The sequence below is a fragment of the Rahnella sp. R3(2024) genome, assembly GCF_042920125.1.
Classification (GTDB): Bacteria; Pseudomonadota; Gammaproteobacteria; order Enterobacterales; family Enterobacteriaceae; genus Rahnella; species Rahnella rivi.
In genome coordinates this window covers 3,871,321-3,890,008 of the sequence record NZ_JBHGBU010000001.1, presented here as the reverse complement: position 1 = coordinate 3,890,008, position 18,688 = coordinate 3,871,321, and the positions used below count along the sequence as shown (strand labels likewise).

Annotated in this window: 13 protein-coding genes; 7 read left to right on the top strand and 6 right to left on the bottom strand. The window is 52.2% G+C overall.

Translation table 11 applies throughout. The annotated features are described in order from the left end of the window. Positions 1-134: 134 nt before the first annotated feature. The 5 genes from yebS (at position 135) to ABSH60_RS17705 (ending at position 8,125) form a co-directional block, all read left to right on the top strand. Positions 135-1,382 (top strand): membrane integrity lipid transport subunit YebS, encoded by a 1,248-nt coding sequence (yebS, locus tag ABSH60_RS17725; RefSeq protein ID WP_056773397.1) that lies wholly within the window; start codon positions 135-137, stop codon positions 1,380-1,382. Then, positions 1,351-3,981 carry a PqiB family protein gene (locus tag ABSH60_RS17720; protein WP_122096200.1) on the top strand — a complete coding sequence of 877 codons (2,631 nt, stop codon included), beginning with the start codon at positions 1,351-1,353 and terminating at the stop codon, positions 3,979-3,981. The genes yebS and ABSH60_RS17720 overlap by 32 nt, the downstream gene beginning before the upstream one ends. Before the next feature lie 130 nt (positions 3,982-4,111). After that, positions 4,112-5,590 carry a 16S rRNA (cytosine(1407)-C(5))-methyltransferase RsmF gene (rsmF, locus tag ABSH60_RS17715; protein ID WP_390975077.1) on the top strand — a complete coding sequence of 493 codons (1,479 nt, stop codon included), beginning with the start codon at positions 4,112-4,114 and terminating at the stop codon, positions 5,588-5,590. 360 nt (positions 5,591-5,950) lie between these two features. Continuing rightward, entirely contained in the window at positions 5,951-7,672 is a 1,722-nt protein-coding gene (locus ABSH60_RS17710) for a diguanylate cyclase (protein WP_217204688.1), read from the top strand. A 210-nt stretch (positions 7,673-7,882) separates the two neighbouring features. Next, entirely contained in the window at positions 7,883-8,125 is a 243-nt protein-coding gene (locus tag ABSH60_RS17705; RefSeq protein WP_056773387.1) for a DUF1480 family protein, read from the top strand. A 44-nt stretch (positions 8,126-8,169) separates the two neighbouring features. On the opposite strand, the gene ABSH60_RS17700 is transcribed toward ABSH60_RS17705, so the two are convergent. The 4 genes from ABSH60_RS17700 to ABSH60_RS17685 all read right to left on the bottom strand — a co-directional run bounded on the left by ABSH60_RS17700 (position 8,170) and on the right by ABSH60_RS17685 (position 15,003). Beyond that, the gene (locus ABSH60_RS17700) at positions 8,170-8,820 is read right to left on the bottom strand and encodes a hypothetical protein (protein WP_390975074.1); all 651 of its coding nucleotides are present in this window, start codon (positions 8,818-8,820) and stop codon (positions 8,170-8,172) included. A gap of 90 nt (positions 8,821-8,910) precedes the next feature. Beyond that, positions 8,911-9,303, bottom strand: coding sequence for an ASCH domain-containing protein (locus ABSH60_RS17695; RefSeq protein WP_390975072.1), 393 nt, complete (start codon positions 9,301-9,303; stop codon positions 8,911-8,913). 97 nt (positions 9,304-9,400) lie between these two features. Then, positions 9,401-12,241 (bottom strand): WG repeat-containing protein, encoded by a 2,841-nt coding sequence (locus ABSH60_RS17690; RefSeq protein ID WP_390975071.1) that lies wholly within the window; start codon positions 12,239-12,241, stop codon positions 9,401-9,403. Further along, complete coding sequence (locus ABSH60_RS17685) at positions 12,241-15,003, bottom strand: WG repeat-containing protein (RefSeq protein ID WP_390975070.1); 2,763 nt, start codon at positions 15,001-15,003, stop codon at positions 12,241-12,243. The genes ABSH60_RS17690 and ABSH60_RS17685 overlap by 1 nt, the downstream gene beginning before the upstream one ends. A gap of 513 nt (positions 15,004-15,516) precedes the next feature. Between ABSH60_RS17685 and ABSH60_RS17680 the strand changes: the two genes are divergently transcribed. Beyond that, positions 15,517-15,774: a DUF1883 domain-containing protein gene (locus tag ABSH60_RS17680; protein ID WP_056779210.1), complete on the top strand. Its 258-nt coding sequence runs from the start codon at positions 15,517-15,519 to the stop codon at positions 15,772-15,774. Between the two features lie 308 nt (positions 15,775-16,082). Next, entirely contained in the window at positions 16,083-17,261 is a 1,179-nt protein-coding gene (locus tag ABSH60_RS17675) for an amidohydrolase (RefSeq protein WP_390975069.1), read from the top strand. Positions 17,262-17,273: 12 nt separating this feature from the next. Here ABSH60_RS17675 and ABSH60_RS17670 read toward each other — a convergent pair whose 3' ends face one another. After that, positions 17,274-17,972: an extensin family protein gene (locus ABSH60_RS17670; protein WP_056779219.1), complete on the bottom strand. Its 699-nt coding sequence runs from the start codon at positions 17,970-17,972 to the stop codon at positions 17,274-17,276. Between the two features lie 263 nt (positions 17,973-18,235). Further along, positions 18,236-18,454: a hypothetical protein gene (locus ABSH60_RS17665; RefSeq protein ID WP_056779223.1), complete on the bottom strand. Its 219-nt coding sequence runs from the start codon at positions 18,452-18,454 to the stop codon at positions 18,236-18,238. Positions 18,455-18,688 lie beyond the last annotated feature (234 nt).

Below are 18,688 nucleotides of genomic sequence, written 5' to 3'. Positions count from 1 at the left end.
AATAACTGTTTGCCGACCGCATAATACGTTATTTTGTCAAAAAAACCTGGCTGATCTTGGCCTGATGGCCTCGCCTGACCCCCCTGAGGGGATGCGTAATTGTAACAACAGGTATTCTTACTACTCCAGGTACTATGAAAATACACACGATATCAGCCCAGATCCCGCAAGTTCGCTACCAACGCTGTAGCGAATGCGATCATCTTTTTTCGCTTCCGGCGCTGAAACGCACACAGACTGCACATTGCCCGCGTTGCAATGCCAAAGTCGAAAAGGGCCGGGTTTGCTCCCTGCCTCGCCTCATCACTATTGCCATCAGCATCTTATTGCTGATGCCTTTCGCATTCACCGAGCCGCTGATCAGCATCCGTCTGTTGGGCACCCGTATAGACGCCAGCCTGCTCGAAGGCATCTGGCAGATGTCGCGTCAGGGCGATCCGGTCACAGCCAGCATGGTCGCGTTTTGCACCATTGGCGCACCGCTCACGCTGGCCCTCTCCATCCTTTATCTGCATTTTGGCAGCAAACTCGGCATGAATCTCAAACCCGTGTTGCTGATGCTCGACCGCCTGAAAGACTGGGTCATGCTCGATATTTACCTGGTGGGCATGGCCGTCGCCAGCATCAAGGTGAAAGAGTATGCCGATATCAATGTCGGCGTGGCGCTGGCCGCGTATCTGATGATGACGGTCATGGTCACGCTGACCATGATAAATCTTAATATAGAACAGCTGTGGGAAGAGTTTTATCCGCAGCGCCAGCCTAAAGGCGTGCCTTCGTCGCTGCGTCTGTGTTTATCCTGCAAATTCACTGGTCAGCCCGATGAACGCGGACGGTGTCCGCGTTGCCATACGCCAATGCGTGTGCGTTATAAACACAGCCTGCAAAAAGCCTGGGCTGCGCTGATTGCAGCGATGATCTTTTTGATTCCCGCGAACCTGTTGCCCATTTCGATTATCTACGCCAACGGTCAGCAGTTGAAGGACACCATTTTTTCTGGCGTAGTGTCGCTCGCCACCTCAGGAAATGTTCCGATCGCCGCGATTGTATTCATCGCCAGCGTGCTGGTGCCCTTTACGAAAGTTATCGTGATGCTGACGCTGCTGCTCAGCATCCATTTCAAAGCGATTCAGGGACTGAAAACGCGCATTCGTTTATTACGGCTGGTGACCTGGATCGGACGCTGGTCGATGCTCGATTTGTTTGTAATTTCATTGATGATGTCGCTGGTAAATCGTGACCAGCTTTTGTCATTTACAATGGGACCGGCCGCCTTTTACTTTGGCTCCGCCGTGATCCTGACCATTCTTGCCGTTGAATGGCTTGATAGCCGCTTGATTTGGGATGCACATGCAACAGGAAACGCCGAATACACCGACTGAAGCACGGATAAAACACAGACGCCGGATTTCACCTTTCTGGCTGCTGCCGTTTATCGCCTTACTGATCGCCGGGTGGCTGATTTACAGCAACTTTCAGGAGCGCGGCACAACAGTCACCATCGACTTCCAGTCTGCCGCAGGGATTGTGGCGGGCCGTACGCCTGTGCGTTATCAGGGTGTCGAAGTCGGGACGGTTGAATCCATCAGCCTGACCAAGGATCTGCGCACCATTCAGGTGAAGGTCAGCATCAAAAGTGATCTCACTGATGCGCTGCGCGATGGCACACAATTCTGGCTGGTCACCCCGAAAGCGTCGCTTGCCGGGGTTTCCGGCCTTGATGCGCTGGTCGGCGGTAATTACATCGGCATGATGCCAGGGCCGGGTAAAGAGAAAGACCATTTTGTGGCGCTTGATACGCAGCCTAAATTCCGCCTCAATACCGGCGAACTGATGATTCATTTGCACGCCAAAGATCTGGGCTCACTGAGTACCGGTTCGCTGGTGTATTACCGTAAAATTCCGATCGGTAAAGTTTACGATTACGATATTGAAAGCGGTAATAACGGCGTGACGATTGATCTGCTAATCGATAAACGTTTTGCCAATCTGGTAAAAGACAATACCCGTTTCTGGAACGTCTCAGGTTTCAAAGGTGATTTCAGCCTCAGCGGTGCGAAAGTACAGATGGAAAGTCTGGCAGCACTGGTGAACGGCGCCATTTCAATGGACTCACCTAACGAAGGTAAACCTGCAAAAGCCGATCAGTCTTATGTCCTTTATCCCGATCTGGCGCAAAGCCAGCGCGGTGTAGAAATCGATCTGGATCTGCCGAATGGCAATGGTTTGTCCGAAGGCCAGACACCTCTGATGTACCAGGGGCTTCAGGTCGGTACGCTGACCAAAATCACCCTGCAGGCGGACAGCAAAGTCACCGGTAAACTGACCGTCGACCCTTCTGTGCTGGATATGATCCGCACCGGCACGCGCATTGAAATGAACAGCCCGCGCATCAGCCTTAACAACGCCAACCTCAGCCAGTTGCTCACCGGCAACACGCTCGAACTGATCCCAGGCGAAGGTGAACCGCAGAAGCATTTCGTGGTGCTGGACAGTAACCGCAAGCTGCTTCAGGACCCCGGCACCGTCAAAGTTCAGCTGATTGCTCCGCAAAGCTACGGCATTGACGCCGGGCAGCCGATCAAACTGTATGGCATCACGGTCGGACAAGTGATGGATCGTAAACTGACCGACGAAGGCATCCTGTTTAACGCCGCCATCATGCCGGAATACAAAGACCTGCTGCATAAAGACAGCAAGTTTGTGGTCAACAGCCGCGTGGACGTCAAACTGGGTATCGACGGAATGGAAGTGCTCGGCGCCAGCGCTCAGGAGTGGGTAGATGGGGGTGTACGCATCATTCCGGGCACCAAAGGCGCACCGGCGCAGAAATACCCGCTTTACAGCAACGCCGAAAAAGCGGCCGAAGGTATTCAGGGTGAGCAACCCGGCGCAACGCTGACGCTGACCGCGAAAAGCCTGCCAGACGTACAAACCGGCTCTGTGGTGCTCTACCGTAAATTCCAGGTCGGTGAAATCGTTAATGTTCGCCCGAAGGCCAATGAATTCGACGTGGACGTTTACATTCAGCCGCAGTATCGCAACTTGCTCACAGATAAAAGTATTTTCTGGGCAGAAGGCGGCGCGAAGGTTCAGCTCAACGGCAGCGGTTTGACCGTTCAGGCTTCACCGCTCGATCGCGCATTAAAAGGCGCCATAAGTTTCGATAATCTGGAAGGCGTGACGCTGACCAAAGGTGCGAAACGTAATCTGTATGACTCAGAAACCTCAGCCCGCGCTGTCGGCAGCCAGATCGTTCTCAATACCTACGATGCCAGCAAACTGTCGCCGGGGATGCCGCTGCGTTATCTCGGGATCACTATCGGTCAGGTCGAATCATTGAAACTGGATCAGCAACTGAATCAGGTGGCGGCCAAAGCGGTGCTATATCCGGAATATGTCGATGCGTTTGCCCGTCGCGGCTCGCGCTTCTCGATTGTCTCACCTGAGATTTCTGCCGGTGGCGTCAGCAATCTGGATACACTGCTCCAGCCCTACATTAATGTGGAAGCGGGCAAAGGCGCACCGACGCGCAACTTTGACTTGCAGGAATCAACCATAACCGATTCCCGTTATACCGACGGATTAGGAATTGTGGTCGATGCCGCCGAAGTCGGTTCGCTGCAAATTGGTACGCCGGTGCTGTTCCGCGGTATTGAAGTGGGTACCGTATCCGGCTTATACCTTGGCGCGATGGCCGACAGGGTGAACGTCACACTGCGCATCAGTAAGAAGTATCAGTATCTGGTGCGGGCAAACACGGTCTTCTGGCTGGCATCCGGGTATGACCTGCAATTCGGTCTGACCGGCGGCGTGTTCAAAAGCGGCACATTCCAGCAGTTCATTCGTGGCGGAATCGCCTTCGCAACGCCACCGACGACACCTCTGGCACCGAAAGCCGCCAGCGGCAATCACTTCCTGCTTAATCCGGAGGCGCCGAAAGACTGGCAGGACTGGGGAACCGCAATCCCAAGAAACTGATCGCCCCCTCACGCACACAGGCCACCTTCGGGTGGCCTGTTCATTTTGGTCATTCGCACCTGCCGTTCATCGGGTGTAAATATGCTAGACTCCGTCGCTGGAAAACTTATTCAGTTCTGGAACCGCACTCTTGTCAAAACTCACCACCACCGGCGCCTTCGCCGATAAATTACCCGCCGCCTTTCTCGATGCGACCCGCGCGATCATGCCTGAAAACCTCAGCATGGAAGATTTTATTGCAGCCTGTCAGCGCCCTCTTCGCCCAAGCCTGCGGGTCAATACGCTAAAAATCAGCGTGGCGGCATTTCTCGAACTGGCCGCCAGCTATCAGTGGGAATTAGAACCGGTGCCCTGGTGCGGGGAAGGTTTCTGGATCAATCGTCATGCTCTGGATGAATCACGCTTAGGCAACGCGCTCGCGCACCTTGCCGGGCTTTTCTATATTCAGGAAGCCAGTTCCATGCTGCCGGTCACCGCGCTGTTTGCCAACGACACCCAACCCGTGCTGGTGATGGACGTTGCCGCTGCGCCCGGTTCAAAAACCACGCAAATCGCCGCACTGATGAATAACCAGGGCGGCATCGTTGCCAACGAATATTCTGCCAGCCGCGTCAAAGTGCTGCATGCCAACGTCAGCCGCTGCGGCGTGAGCAATACCGCGCTGACCCATTTTGACGGCCGTGTGTTTGGTGCCGCCCTGCCGGAAACGTTCGATGCGATTTTGCTCGATGCGCCCTGCTCTGGCGAAGGCGTGATCCGTAAAGATGCGGATGCAATGAGTAACTGGTCGCAGGCCAGCGTTCTGGAAATTGCAGCTACCCAGCGGGAACTCATCGACAGCGCGTTCCATGCATTAAAACCGGGTGGTGTTCTGGTGTATTCAACCTGCACCCTCAACGCGCAGGAAAATCAGCAGGTTTGTCAGTGGTTACTTGATACCTATGCGGATGCCGTTGAAGTGGAAACGCTTGAACAACTATTTACTGACGCATCGAAAGCCGTTACCCCGCAAGGTTACCTGCACGTATTCCCTCAGGTTTATGACAGCGAGGGGTTCTTTGTCGCGCGCTTTCGTAAAACAGATTCCGTCCCACGTCTGCCGGTGCCCGGCTATAAATTAGGCCGTTTTCCTTTCTCTCCTGTGTCACGTCAGGAGAGCGCAGAGATCGTGAATGCAGCACAACTGTCCGGCCTGCGCTGGCCGGAAAAACAGTTCACCTTGTGGCAGCGTGATAAAGAAATCTGGTTGTTCCCGGCCGTGCTGGAACCGCTGTTTGGTAAAGTCCGCTTCTCGCGTATCGGGCTGCGTCTGGCAGAACGTTTCCCGAAAGGTTTCCGCTGGCAGCATGAGGCCGTGATCGCTTTCAGCGCCGCAGATGCGGTGAATCGTTTTGAGATAAATGATGAACTGGCGCAAAACTGGCTGCGTGGCGTGGATATCTACCCTGACACTGCACCACCGAAAGATGAATGTCTGGTGACCTGGCAGGCGCAACCGCTCGGTCTGGCGAAGCGGATTGGCAGCAGAATCAAAAATAGTTTGCCGCGCGAACTGGTCAGAGATGGCGCCATCCGCCATCTGAATTTGCCGAACGATCAGCTAACGTGATTGTTGCTAAAGTTTACTGCGCCAGAAGATCACCCTGCTGGCGCAGAATATTCTCTTTATACTTTTCTAAAAACAGCAAAATCCCCCAAAGACGCACTTTAGTTAATACTCCTTACTCATCCCTTTAAGTGAACTTCTGAGAGCTAATCTCATGAATCAAATGCATGATAAAAATTTTATCCTGCAAATCTTTGATATGAAGCTATTTTATCTATTAAGGTTTATTGAATTATAAGTAGGAATAATCCTAGCCTGCCATGTATTATTGCCCTCAAGATAACATTGCTAGTGATATATCATTTTTCTAAATGAATCATAGTGCCTGATGTTGAGTAAAGAGCTGCCAGTCGGAGAAGTATCATGTCGGATGAAATGAAACTCGAATCAGCAGATGGACTGCTTTTACAGGAAATGGCCAGTCTGCGGGATATCATCGATAACAATTCTGACTGGATTTGGGAAGTCGATGCACAAGGACGTTACGTATTTTCCTCGAATAAATGCATCGAGTTTCTGGGAGTCCCGCCTGAAGAGGTTATAGGTAAAACCCCGTTCGACTTTATGCCGCCAGACGAAGCGAAACGTGTGGGCGAACAATTTGCCGCCATCGTTGAACGGCGCGCGCCCTTCGGCGGATTGCTTAACCGTAATATCCGCCCGGATGGAACGGAAGTTATTCTCGAAACCAGCGGTGTGCCACTGTTTGACCCCGACGGCAATTTCCGGGGCTATCGCGGCATCGACCGCAATCTGACCACACTGGATCAGGCTCCCGGACAACGTCTTTTTCAGCTGGAATCCATCTACTCGAACGCGCCTGTTGGGCTGTGCTTCATCGATCTTCACATGCGATATGTGACGGTGAATGACGCCATGGCAAATATTATTGGCCTGCAACCTTTTGAAGCCATTGGCCGCAAAGTCGGTGTTTTCCTGCCCGGCCTGTCGCCATTACTCAACAACGCACTGGAACTGGCGCAGCGCAACGAGCATACACCGGACAGAGAATTTTCGGTTCCGGGCAAAAATCAGGTGTTCTTCGTGCGCATTAAAGCCGCTTACGACGGACAAAATCAGCTGAACGGACTGTCTGTGGCGATGACGGATATCACCAGCCTGAAGCGAATGGAGAAGGCTCTGCGGGAAAGTCAGGAGCATTACCGCAATATGGTCGAGCTGAACCCGCAAATCCCGTGGACCGCGGATCCGCGCGGCATGCTCAATGACGTCAGTTCACGATTTCAGCGCATAACGGGCATGACCCGTCAGGATATTCTGGCCGATAAGTGGATCCAGAGCATGCATGTGGAAGATCGTCGTGGCGCGGTTCAAACCTGGGAACAATGCCTGAAAACCGGTGCACCGCTGGATATCGAAGTGCGTTTTTGCCATGTGGATCGCGGCTGGAACTGGATGCGCATTCGCGCGGCGGCCAGTTATGCACCGGATGGCTCAATCCAGCGCTGGTACGGCACGGCGGAAGATGTTCACGAGCGTAAGCTGCTGGAACTGAAACTGGTCAAGGCTAACCGCCGTCTGGAAATTCAGGCACGTACAGATTCGCTGACCAAATTGCCAAACCGCCGCGAATTCAAAAAAGTGCTCAGTCACGAATACATGCGTTCCAAGCGCAACCGCACGCCGTTGACCGTTGTGATGATTGATATCGATTATTTCAAACATTTCAACGATCACTACGGACACTTATCAGGCGATGCCTGTCTGCGTCTGGTCGCCCGCACATTGCGTAAATCGTTAAAACGCAGCACGGACGTGGTCACGCGATTCGGCGGCGAAGAGTTTGCCGCGATCCTCCCCGATACCGATTTGAAAGGTGCCTGGATCGTCGCACAGCACATCATGGAATCCATTGAAGCGCTGGGCATCAAGCACAGTTTCAGCGAATTTAACCGGGTGACCATCAGCCAGGGCATTGCGACGTATATGCCCGATCAGGACCCCGGCCTTGACGATCAGTCCGATATCGTCAGCGCTGCCGATGAAGCCTTGTATTTGTCGAAAAATAACGGCCGCAATCAGATCAATGCCATGCCGGTTTCTGTGAGATTTAACCCGCTTTAACCTGCTGAAAATGCCGGAACGTCTTACTGACGCACCGGCATTTCTCCTCCTTGCCCTCAGCACATCTCATGAGATTCATCCCACTTCTGCCCTGGTTTAAAATTTCTTATGGCGCTTTTTGTGCTCTCGACTATTCTCAAGTAAGGGCGATCAACTGGTCGTACCTGATCCTGTTCAAATCACTGGCTTTAATCTGGCAAGGAGTACCTGATGGGAAAATCGATTATAAGAATTGGCAGTTATGAAATTGATGATGCGCAGTTATCAACACCTGAAGCAAAAGGCGGCGATAAGGTTCATATCCCCTGCAAATCAGATCCTGATTTATGCATGCAACTGGATGCCTGGGACGATAACACCAGCGTACCGGCGATACTGGATGGCCGTCATTCCGTGTTGTACAAAGAAAAATATGACAAACAGAATGACGAATGGATCATGAGACTGGAGTGACACAGCATGGCGAACGGGAGGTTGTTCGCCATGCCGCTATGCGGTCACTTAGCGGCAGCCACCAGTGAAATACCCCGTCCGGCAAAAAAGCGTGAGAATGCATCAACGGACAGCGTAACGTCCTGCTGAGAAGAGATATCGTGGCCGGAAGGATTATGAAAGGTTACAGACTGCGCGTCAGCCCGGGTAACAAGAACCAGATGGCCCCCTTTATGCGGCGGCAATGACTCAGGCTTACGGATTGACGGATGCACCGACGCGATGAAAAAACAGTGATTTTCCAGCTCACCGGCGATATCTTTAGCGGATATCCCGACTTTCACCTGCGCACTCAGCGATAACTCCTTCCTCACGAACTCTACAAAGGGCGCATAAATCAGGCCTTTGATATTTGCACCATCCCGCACATAAGCGCCATACGGTAAACTTTTCTGAGTCAGATTTAATATCGGCACTACGTTGCCCGAGGTTGCTGCCAGTACCATTTTCAGACAACACATTCCGCAGACATGGTTAGCCCACTCGATAAACTCTTCCTGTGAAGATGCCCCTGATTCACGCCATAGCGTCACTTCCGAAAGCGAAATCTCCCCGGCAATGATCCCCGCAGCAGCATCAGGATCTTCCCATTGGCTGAAATAAGGGATCACGGATTGGGTAGAAAATGCATTCTGAAAAGCAGACTTTGCAGACATAACGGTTTCCTGAACGGGATGCGGATGAACAAGACGGGGAATAACTGAGTGATGGATATTCAGGCCCGTAAAGGGCCTGAACGGAAAATATTAGAATTTTTCCACCAGCTTAAATTTCATCAATAACAGCGGCATGGTGGGCTCAAACATTTCATACTCTTCAAAGAAACGCTGATGCTCTCTGCGCCAGTAAGCCAGCGTACGGTCGCCTTCACCTTCTTCCCAGGCGTGTTGCTCAGTCACCTGGTCGAAAGGCACCTGCTTCACGTCAGTCAGCTGAACGGCGCAGACCGGATTGTTGCGGCCATCAACCACAACAAAGATCTCACCGGCTTCAGGCTCAGGGTCATCATCGAGGTTTGAACAGGTCGCTGTTTTTGTGCCGTCGATAACGCGCTTTGCCAGTTCATCTGCGGATGATTCAGTATCACCAAAAGACCAACGTTCTGCGTCCCTGTATTTCAATGGGATCTGCGGGATCATAATTTATCCTTTCAATTGAGATAGTTCACAACGATTACCTGTAAACATTAGCACAAAAAAACCCGCCGAAGCGGGTTTCAGTCAGAGAACGCACCGGCTATTTCGTACAGTTTTCTGGCATAACCGGCGGCCACTGTCTTGTACTTCCCGCTCCGTACAAGACCGAAATACCACATTCTTTATCGATACGCGCCAGAGGCTTACCGGTTTTATCAATCATCATCGACATCACCGGCGTCGACACCACGGCAACGGCGCTGTCAAACGGGGAAACGGCACTGAACACCGGCGGAATTGCAAAGTTGCCTTGTGCATCAATAAAACCATAACCCTGACCGATACGCGCAAATGCCAGGCCGTCAACCGGCAATCCTAAATCGGTAAATGAGACACCGTCAGTCGGTTTTCCTTGTGCATCAATCCAGGTTTTCCTGCCGTCAGCGCGGGTCAGCACAGCGTGGCCGTCGGTCATCCGGCTGGCAAAACCCTGAACCGTCAGCACCAGCTTGCCCGTACTGTCAACATAACGGGTGGCTGGCTCATCGTCCTGCGGATCGTAAGAGACAGACCAGGCACTGCCCGTCGGCAGCACCCATTTACCTTCCGGCATGGCGGCGATGCGCGCACCTTTATCATCAATCAACTCAGCACCCGCTGGCGTTGAACGCAACGCGCGCCCCTGCCCGAAAGCAGAGCCTTCGGACACCGGGACAGGCTGAATTTGCCACTCACCCTGAGCCGTCAGGTAGCCTTGCTGTGGCTGACGGGAAAGTTTCACCCAATCGCCAAGCGCGCTGATATGTGTTTGCTGCTCGTGAAGCTGAACATTTCCTCTGGCATCCAGTAACCAGGACTGACCCGCCGCTGACGTCGCCAAAATGCGGCCATCGCTGAACTGGGTGACGGATAATCCTGCAACAGGGGAAATACGTGTCTGGGTATCATTGCCGATGATTTCAGCGATAGTGCTTGATTCAGGGTGATCAGCCACAGCTGGCTGAGTAAGCAACCACAATGCGGCATTGATACGCTTAACCTCCGCATACTTTGGCTGGACCAGCGCTTTACCCTGAGCGTCGACAATGCCCCATAAACCGTCTGGCATCTGTACTTCAGCCTGATTATTAGCGAAATTGCCGACACTTTTGTACGCGGGTTGTGAAATGGTTTTTTGACTGTTCGCGTCAAAAATCCCCCACAGCGCGCCTTCCGCAGCCGTCTCATGGTAACGGAACCAGCCGTTGCCCACAGATTCCAGCTCGAACACATCCGGCAGGCCATAGTGTTTGCCAGCGTGATCCATTGCCGTCAGCTTGCCGTCCAGATAATCCAGCGCATAACCGTTTACAAACGGAGAAATATTGTCTTCCGTCAGTGGGATCAGCGTTTTGCCCTGGGCATCCACCACGCCGGTGCCCCCCGCGGTTCGCACAATGAACTGACCGACATTTTGGCTGCTGTCAGCAGGCTGTATATCCAGCCATTTGGTTTCAATCTGAAGTGAACCATCTGAACGCAGGAAACCCGCACCGGCTTTGCCCGAATCATTGTCTGGGCGAATTAAGGCCAACGGAGATTGCGCCCCGGCAGGCTCCGAACCGGCGTTCAGGGGCTCAATACGGCTGTCGCCAAGGGCACTGAGGCTTTTCTGATTCAGCAGCGCCTTACCGGAGGCATCAACGACGTTTAACACGTCGCCCTGTTCATCACGTAGCCACAGACGATGATCAATCACTTCAGCACTGGCGATTTGTGCCAGCCATCCGACATTTTGTGCCCCGCCGATCATGCCGCCGGATGGCGCCACGATGGTGTTCACTTTCTTCTGCTCACCTTTGGTCAGCACTAAAAACTCACCGGTGTTTTGCCCCAGAGGCTGGCTGGCAGCAGGCACCGTCAGCGGCTGTTTGCGCCCTGGAACAAAGACCGTTAACGCTTCTTTGCCCGATGGATTCAGAACATAGTCACCTGACACCTGCAATGCCGACGCCCCGGCTTCGCTAAATGTCGCGATGACAGCGGCTGAATTATCGAGCAACTTAATGCCATCGGCGGTTTTAGCCAGCCAGAATGCGCCGGTTTCTTCGCTGACCGTCAGATATTTCTGCTCATCCTGCACGCCATCTGCGCGGATAAGCGTAATACCGTCGGCATTTTTAGCCAATGCAACAGCAGGATTTCTCGGGTCAAGCGTCAGCGCCGAATACTGAGGCTCAACACGCCAGGCGAGATTCTCGTCAGCAATGCCATAACCTTTGTTTGCATCAAACGCGATGAACAAACCGCTGGCACCAAAAGGCTCGACGATCTCCATTTTGTCAGTCGCGACATGCCGGACACCGTCCGGCGACAGCAAGACACTTTTAAAAGAAAGCTGCAAACGCGCAGGAACACCGTCAGTCAGGGTTGCTTCATCAACTAACTCATCAAAAGCTTTACCGGCCTGCGCTCCTTTGCGATCAATCAGTTGCGGTTTGCCCGCGAGCGTCACCACAGCCAGACCCGACTGTGTGAAAGGCTGCACGCTGTCGAAAGTCGGTTGTATCAGCCAGTTGCCGGTCGTATCAATGAAACCCCATTTGCCCTGCTGCTTCGCGGCGGCGGTTCCGTAATGATAATCCCCGACGTCATCAAAGACGGGCTTGATCACCAACTGGCCCTTGTTGTCTAAAAAGCCCCAACGGTCACCGCTTGCGTTCTCTGATGGTAAGCGGACGGCGGCCCGCCCTTCGTGAACATCACGCAGGCACAGATTCTGAACCAGAGGCTGCGCATTACGCGCCTGCATTTCAGCCTGAGCCGAGGGTAATGGTGCGAAACAACTGTCGGATTCTGCCGCCATCGCGGGAATTGTTAGTGTCAATAAGGCCAGCGCGCTGTTGGTATGAAACGCACCGAAAAGTGCGCGATGTAACCTTGAAGGTTTACTAACAATCATTAATTGCCTCCGTTACTGCAAGAAGGCGCTTTGGCTGGCCAGAGATAGGCACCTTTCGTATCAACAATGACACGCTGATTGCAGCGCACTTGTATCTTCGCCTGAACGGCACCCTCAGCGTTGAGCAGGCTGACCACGCCCTTACCGCCCGCCCACGCATGTTTCTCACTGAAATCGCCTGCCCAGTTAAATTTAGGCAACACTGCAAACCGGCCGGTAGGATTGATGTAACCGAACAAATTACCGTAGGTCGATTTTTTCATAGCGGCGGCGAAATTGTCATTCATCGATCCCACCTGATCAAAATAGGCGCCGATCAATTTTTTACCCTGCTGATCCACAAACCCGAACAGGCCTTTATTGTCTCGCATTGGGATCACGCCTGAGCTCGCTTTATCTGCCAGCAGACTGTTGAGCCCTGAGAAGCGACGGACTTCATTGCCATCGTTATCGAACAGTACCGTTTCACCGGTAGCCTCATCGTTCATTGCCAGACGAACCAGTGAATTCAGCGGTTGTGCCTGGTCAAAACCATCAAGCGGAACGCCGCCGTGATCGTTGATGAGCGTTGTGTTGTTGTCACTTACCGCACGGCTCCAGTTGAGTGGAGAAATGAAGTTAAACTCTGCGGTATACAGTGGCGGGATCTGCCATTCACCCTTGCCGTTAATGGCGCCGAAGTGCGCCGAGAAATTCAGCATCACCCAGTCACCTTTAACCGAGCTTGAGGATGCGACAATACCTTTGCTCAGAGGCGCACGGCCGGCGTCATCGATTAAGGACACGCCACCTTCCGACGGCTTAATCAGCCAGTGATTTTCCCCAACCCGTTGCGGACTGGCTAGCAAGTCAGTCGCCATCGCCTGGCCACTTTGCGCATTATAAAGGGCGAAATGACCGGTCACTGCACCGCGTTCGCCGGGCTGATCGTTATCAGAGAAGGTAAACATTCCGTCACCCACATACTGAGGTTTGCCACTGAGGCTGGCATCCGGTGCAATTGCCCAGGTTCCATCAAGATTAATCACGCCCCAGCCAGCATCTGTTTTCGCCAGCGCATAACCGTCGTTGAAGGATTCAATCTGCAGGTACTGAGGGGCAGCTTTGATGCTTTTGCTGGCAATATCCCAAAGACCCCAGCGCCGTGAATCACCTTCGCCTACCGCGTAATACAACATTCCGGCAGAAAGACGCTGGGCACTCTGTTGAATATCCGCAGGCACATCAACCGCATTGCCGTTGTGGTCGATTAAACGACGGGTCTCTGCTTTGTTGCTGTCGTCCACGGCCCAGGTGTAATCGCCGTTAAACGGGCTGATTTGCGAATAGACCGGCTGGATAACCCATTTCCCTGCTGAATCTACCGCCCCTGTTTTTTTGGTTTGAGTATGGATAATCAGTGGTGACTGAGAGATTGCATTATCAATGGATGCCCACTGCGGGTCCGAGAGCACCGCGCCTTGCGAGGTTAAAATGGCCGGTGGTCTGGCGGCATCTGATGAAGTCAGCACAGCCCATGGCAAAGTCCGCGAGGCATCCTGACTCTCTGCGGGTAATACCGGCGCATCATCCGTCATGACGCTGGTCGCCAGCGGTTGCAACTGATAATCCTTTAACGCCGCGAGCGTGGCATCATTGAGCAGCGCTACGCCGTTATTGTTATAGATTTGTATGACCTGCAGCGATTTACCTTCGTTTTGCGTGACCCAAAGCCGGTCACCCTGCTGTAATAACTGAGGTTTGTTGGCTTTCACCGAGACGATCTGATTATCGGCACCAATAATGGTAACGCCTTTACTGCCTTGTCCGATAATGGCATTGCCCCAGACGAGGACGTTTTCAGCCTGATCGGCAGGGATATCCTGCACTTTTTCAAGCTTGCTGCTAAGCAGTTGTTTGCCGTTATCGTTCAGGGTCACCAGCCAGCTGCCAGAGGACAGTGGGCGGACAGATTTGTACTGTTCTTTGCTCAGGGAAACACCCTGACGATCGACAAATGTCCAGTCGTTCTTCGTTTTCACCGCAACCACATTGCCGTTAAGCACAGGTTCGTCGCGGGTTTTCAGGATCATCGGATCAATGGCCCATTGACCGTTCTCGTCCAGATAACCCCAAAATCCGTCAGTGGCGGTATCACGTTTTTTCGCGGGAATAAGCCCCGATTGCGGTAAATCGAGGGCCATCACGTCATCAGGCAATGCAAGTGATCGATCGGTGGCGGCATTCCACAACGCCGGTGACACCTGAACCTGTACACTTGCCAGGGCCTGACCCTGCGTGAATCCTTTAGTGTCTGAAGAGGCAGCAAAAGGTAAGGTTTTGATGACTTCACCTTTGCGGTTAATCATCGCCAGTCGATTATCAGTCACGACCAGAGCGGTTCCCAGAGCATTGAAATCGGTAGCGCGGGTAAAGCGCGGCTCAATCGCCCAGTTGCCTTTTTTATCGATATAACCGAACTTATCGCCCTTTTTGACGGCGGCGACATCATTAACAAAACCGCTGACTTCGCTGAAGGCGGGTTTAATCACCATATGTCCGCTGGTATCGACATAACCCCATAAAGGTTCACGGGTCAAACTCACCTGAGCCGGGGAAAGCCCCTGCTGGAAAGGTAACTGGCAATCTTTTGCCGTATTTGCATTGCCACAGGCCCGTAGCAGCGCATCATCCGCTTGTACCGGCAGGCTAAAAGTCGCGTTCAGAATCAACGCTAATGCACTGAAATTTCTGAAGTGTTTGAATGTTTCGGAGCAAATCATCCGATGCCCTTATGACTGAATGAGATAAGAAAGTGTAGTGCACACTCTTTTCATGACCCGCTAAACAAGCGAGTTAGACGGTAAAAAATCCGATAAGAATCAATTTCAAGCGTGCACACATGCCAGACCTATAGGGTGTCAGCTTGCGAAAGAAAAAGCAGCTATTTTATTACTCTGTAACGAATGAATATTGGCAGTCACTGACGTTCACGATAACCGATGAATGTTACCGCCCCGCTTGCTTCTTTACCCTTTCTTAACCGTGAAAACACATGACACCTTTTTGATGAAGTTTTAAGCACCCTTATTTACAACACATCGATGACTCATTTGAATATCTGATGCGCAATCTCATAACTATTGATTAAGGTCATTATTTCGCCACCTGCAGTCTGCTTTTATAAGTTACAGAACGTTGTGTGACTTACATCACTCCAGAGAGTCCGGCGTAAACCCTGGCAGTGTTCAGTTACGGCGTATTTCAGATACATCACTTTATATTGAGGGACAGTCATGCCAAATGTGCGAGCCAGATTAAGTCTTTTTGGGGGCGACACTGTCGTCATTCGTTGTTCAGAGAAATGCCATATTCACCTCATGTGCGAAAATGACACGGAGCAACAGAACCGCCACTCAGGTTTCGGCGACGTACTGACGGTGAAAGATCAAAACACGGCCTATGTCGGCATCCCTTATAAAGGTATCTGGAATGTCCTCATTGATTCCCAATGTGACTCCCTGGAACATTCGATCACTTACCTCCCTGCCTGATTTCTCAAGCCCTCTTAAATGAATGCCTTTCTGGCAGGTCACTTTTCGCCTGCCAGATATTCCCAAAACCCTCTCCCGACTGTCCAGAGCGCAAATCAATTTTTGGACGACATCACGTAAAATACTTTAATCTGTTACATCAATTACATAGCGGTATTGAATTGAACATTCCAGATGTTGAACAAACCTTATCAAAGGATTTATTTAGTGATTGCCAGCCCAGATTTGGCATTGCATTCTGTCTGAAGTAACCATGTGGCACCGGTCACGTTGACCGGATATCTCTCAGGCACAGACAGATACTCATAATGACTCATAAAACACTTTGCACCATCGCTGACGTCACCGATCTCGAGCCGGGACTGCGAGAAATTCGCCAACACCTGCATCAACATCCTGAACTTTCAAACGAAGAAACCGCGACCGCTGCGTTGGTTGCGGATAAATTACGTGCGCTGGGCTATCAGGTGACCACGGGCCTGGGGGGACACGGTGTGGTCGGTTCGCTGACGTCGGGTTCCGGGTCGCGCAGCATCGGCATCCGCGCAGATATGGATGCATTACCTATCGCTGAACGAACTGGCGTGAGTTATGCGAGTCAGTACCCGGGAAAAATGCATGCCTGCGGTCACGACGGACATACCACCATGTTGCTGGGTGCGGCGGAACAGCTGGCACGAAGCAAAAATTTCTCCGGCACCGTACATTTGATTTTTCAGCCTGCGGAGGAAATCGGCTTTAACAGCGGTGCAGAACGCATGCTGGCAGAGGGGCTGTTTGAGCGTTTTACGTGCGACGCCGTTTACGGCCTGCACAATCATCCAGGCTATTCGGTTGGGAAAATGATGTTCCGCTCCGGGCCTTTCATGGCGGCCTGCGATACGGTGAACATCACTATTCATGGAAAAGGCGGGCATGCTGCACGGCCACATATGGCCGTAGACCCCATTCTGGTTGCGGGCAGCCTGGTGGTTGCTTTGCAGTCGATAGTGTCACGTAGCATTGATCCTAACGAAACGGCGGTGGTCACCATCGGTTCACTGCATTCGGGCCATGCGTCAAACGTTATTCCTGAAACTGCTCGCCTGGAAATGAGCGTTCGCTCATTCGATGCCGGGGTTCGTAAGATCCTTGAAGAACGCATCCGCACGTTGGTTGAACATCACGCAACAGGATACGGAGCGCGGGCGGAAATCGAGTATGTTCCGGGTTATCCGGTTTTGGTTAATCACGATCAGGAAACCGCTTTCGCTCTCAGTGTGGCAAAAGAACTGCTGGGGGAAGAGAACGTAATAGACAATTTACCCCCAATTTCTGGCAGTGAGGACTTTGCATACTTCCTGCAGCAAAAACCGGGATGCTTTTTACGCCTGGGAAATGGAGACAGCGCCGCCCTGCACAATCCGGCGTATAACTTTAACGATCAGAGCCTGACATTTGGCGCGGCCTACTGGACGCGTCTGGTTGAACGGTATTTGGCCGAATAAAGTTTTCATCTATTAACGACAAAAACCAAACCAGCGCATGCCAAGGTGAAAATGATTGGCATGCGCTGCGTTGTAATCCGGCCCTATCGAGTTTCCGAAGTACGGACAGCTTTCTGAAAACAGTGCATGTATAAACTGTGCTTCCTCACCGGATTGCGGCCACTGCTTTAAAACTGTCAGTTGCCGGCCGTCTTTCAAGCGAAACCCGGCGATATCCAGCGCTTCAGCGGTGGCATGCTCACTCAGCCGGGCATCAGGTTTGCTATAGATATTGCGACAGGCATAACTGCCTAAATGGTCGATGCGTGTAAGCGGTGAACCCAATTTCTCTGATGCCAGCGGTTTGGCAACCTGAGAAACATACATCGCGCTGCTCAGGGCCAGACGACAACTCGCCAGATAACTTGAACTGAGTGCCACATCTCCAAATCCCCTCACCCGCACGGGATTTTCCAGCGGGCACTTTCCCCCCATATTTTCTGCACGAGTAAACTGAATCGCGCCGGATGATTGCGCACGATCGAGCGCATCAAGACAGGCTTGCGGGTTACCGTCGAGACGACGGAGTTTATAGCGTGTAATAAGGTTCGGCGCATCGCTGACAGCCAGTGGCGCGAACGGGTTATAAGCCTGAGGAATACGTTCGCCAAGCCACAGGGCGCAGAGTATGGCGATAATGAAAATAACTATCGTGCCTGTCCAATATCGCATCACATTCCCTTTATCAGGCTTATGTTCCTGTTAAAAAGATAGCGGTTATAAGCTCAATGTAAACCCGCTACTGCACGGGTTACATCTCACCAGGCAAACTTACTTTGCTCTGACATAACCCTACATTCTGTTTGATACCTTAGATTCCGAAGACGAAGTTTCTTCTCCTGTGTCAACCGGGAACTGTCCTTCCCGATGTGTAAGACCCTCGCTTTACCCCTTTCAGCCCGCCCCGAGCGGGCTTTTTTTTGTCCTCAACACGGTCACTCAACTCTAACCACATCAGGGTGCCGTTCACTCGCTGCCTCATGAAAAATATCCCCAAGCCAACCGGGGATCTCACTTTCAGTCATTTCATCAGGAATGATAATTTCATAAAGCCGCGAGAACTTTCTTTCGGTGATATCCACGCGAAAAACCTGCCAGCCCTCAGGGACTTTTAAAACACCGAGGTATCTCCCGAAAACATTGTAAATCAACATGCTTCCTCCAATCAGATTCAACCAGGTATGGTTTCAGTAAAGCATAGCTTTGCGAAGCTGTTAATCATCGAGGAGCTTGCAGTAAAGGAAATAGGGTGCGGAAATGAGTTAGTGATCTCCTTCTGGCAGCTCTGCAGGCATTGAGTGCATTATTTCACAATGTGATCGCCCTGCTCACTTCTCCCCGCCACACCCGTGCTGGCGTGGATCACAACGGCTCGCGCAACCGCATCA

Coding starts and splice junctions, on each gene's coding strand:
- yebS (WP_056773397.1), top strand. CDS start 135: ATGAAAATACACACGATATCAGCCCAGATCCCGCAAGTTCGCTACCAA.
- ABSH60_RS17720 (WP_122096200.1), top strand. CDS start 1,351: ATGCAACAGGAAACGCCGAATACACCGACTGAAGCACGGATAAAACAC.
- ABSH60_RS17710 (WP_217204688.1), top strand. CDS start 5,951: ATGTCGGATGAAATGAAACTCGAATCAGCAGATGGACTGCTTTTACAG.
- ABSH60_RS17705 (WP_056773387.1), top strand. CDS start 7,883: ATGGGAAAATCGATTATAAGAATTGGCAGTTATGAAATTGATGATGCG.
- ABSH60_RS17700 (WP_390975074.1), bottom strand. CDS start 8,820: ATGTCTGCAAAGTCTGCTTTTCAGAATGCATTTTCTACCCAATCCGTG.
- ABSH60_RS17695 (WP_390975072.1), bottom strand. CDS start 9,303: ATGATCCCGCAGATCCCATTGAAATACAGGGACGCAGAACGTTGGTCT.
- ABSH60_RS17690 (WP_390975071.1), bottom strand. CDS start 12,241: ATGATTGTTAGTAAACCTTCAAGGTTACATCGCGCACTTTTCGGTGCG.
- ABSH60_RS17685 (WP_390975070.1), bottom strand. CDS start 15,003: ATGATTTGCTCCGAAACATTCAAACACTTCAGAAATTTCAGTGCATTA.
- ABSH60_RS17680 (WP_056779210.1), top strand. CDS start 15,517: ATGCCAAATGTGCGAGCCAGATTAAGTCTTTTTGGGGGCGACACTGTC.
- ABSH60_RS17675 (WP_390975069.1), top strand. CDS start 16,083: ATGACTCATAAAACACTTTGCACCATCGCTGACGTCACCGATCTCGAG.
- ABSH60_RS17670 (WP_056779219.1), bottom strand. CDS start 17,972: ATGCGATATTGGACAGGCACGATAGTTATTTTCATTATCGCCATACTC.
- ABSH60_RS17665 (WP_056779223.1), bottom strand. CDS start 18,454: ATGTTGATTTACAATGTTTTCGGGAGATACCTCGGTGTTTTAAAAGTC.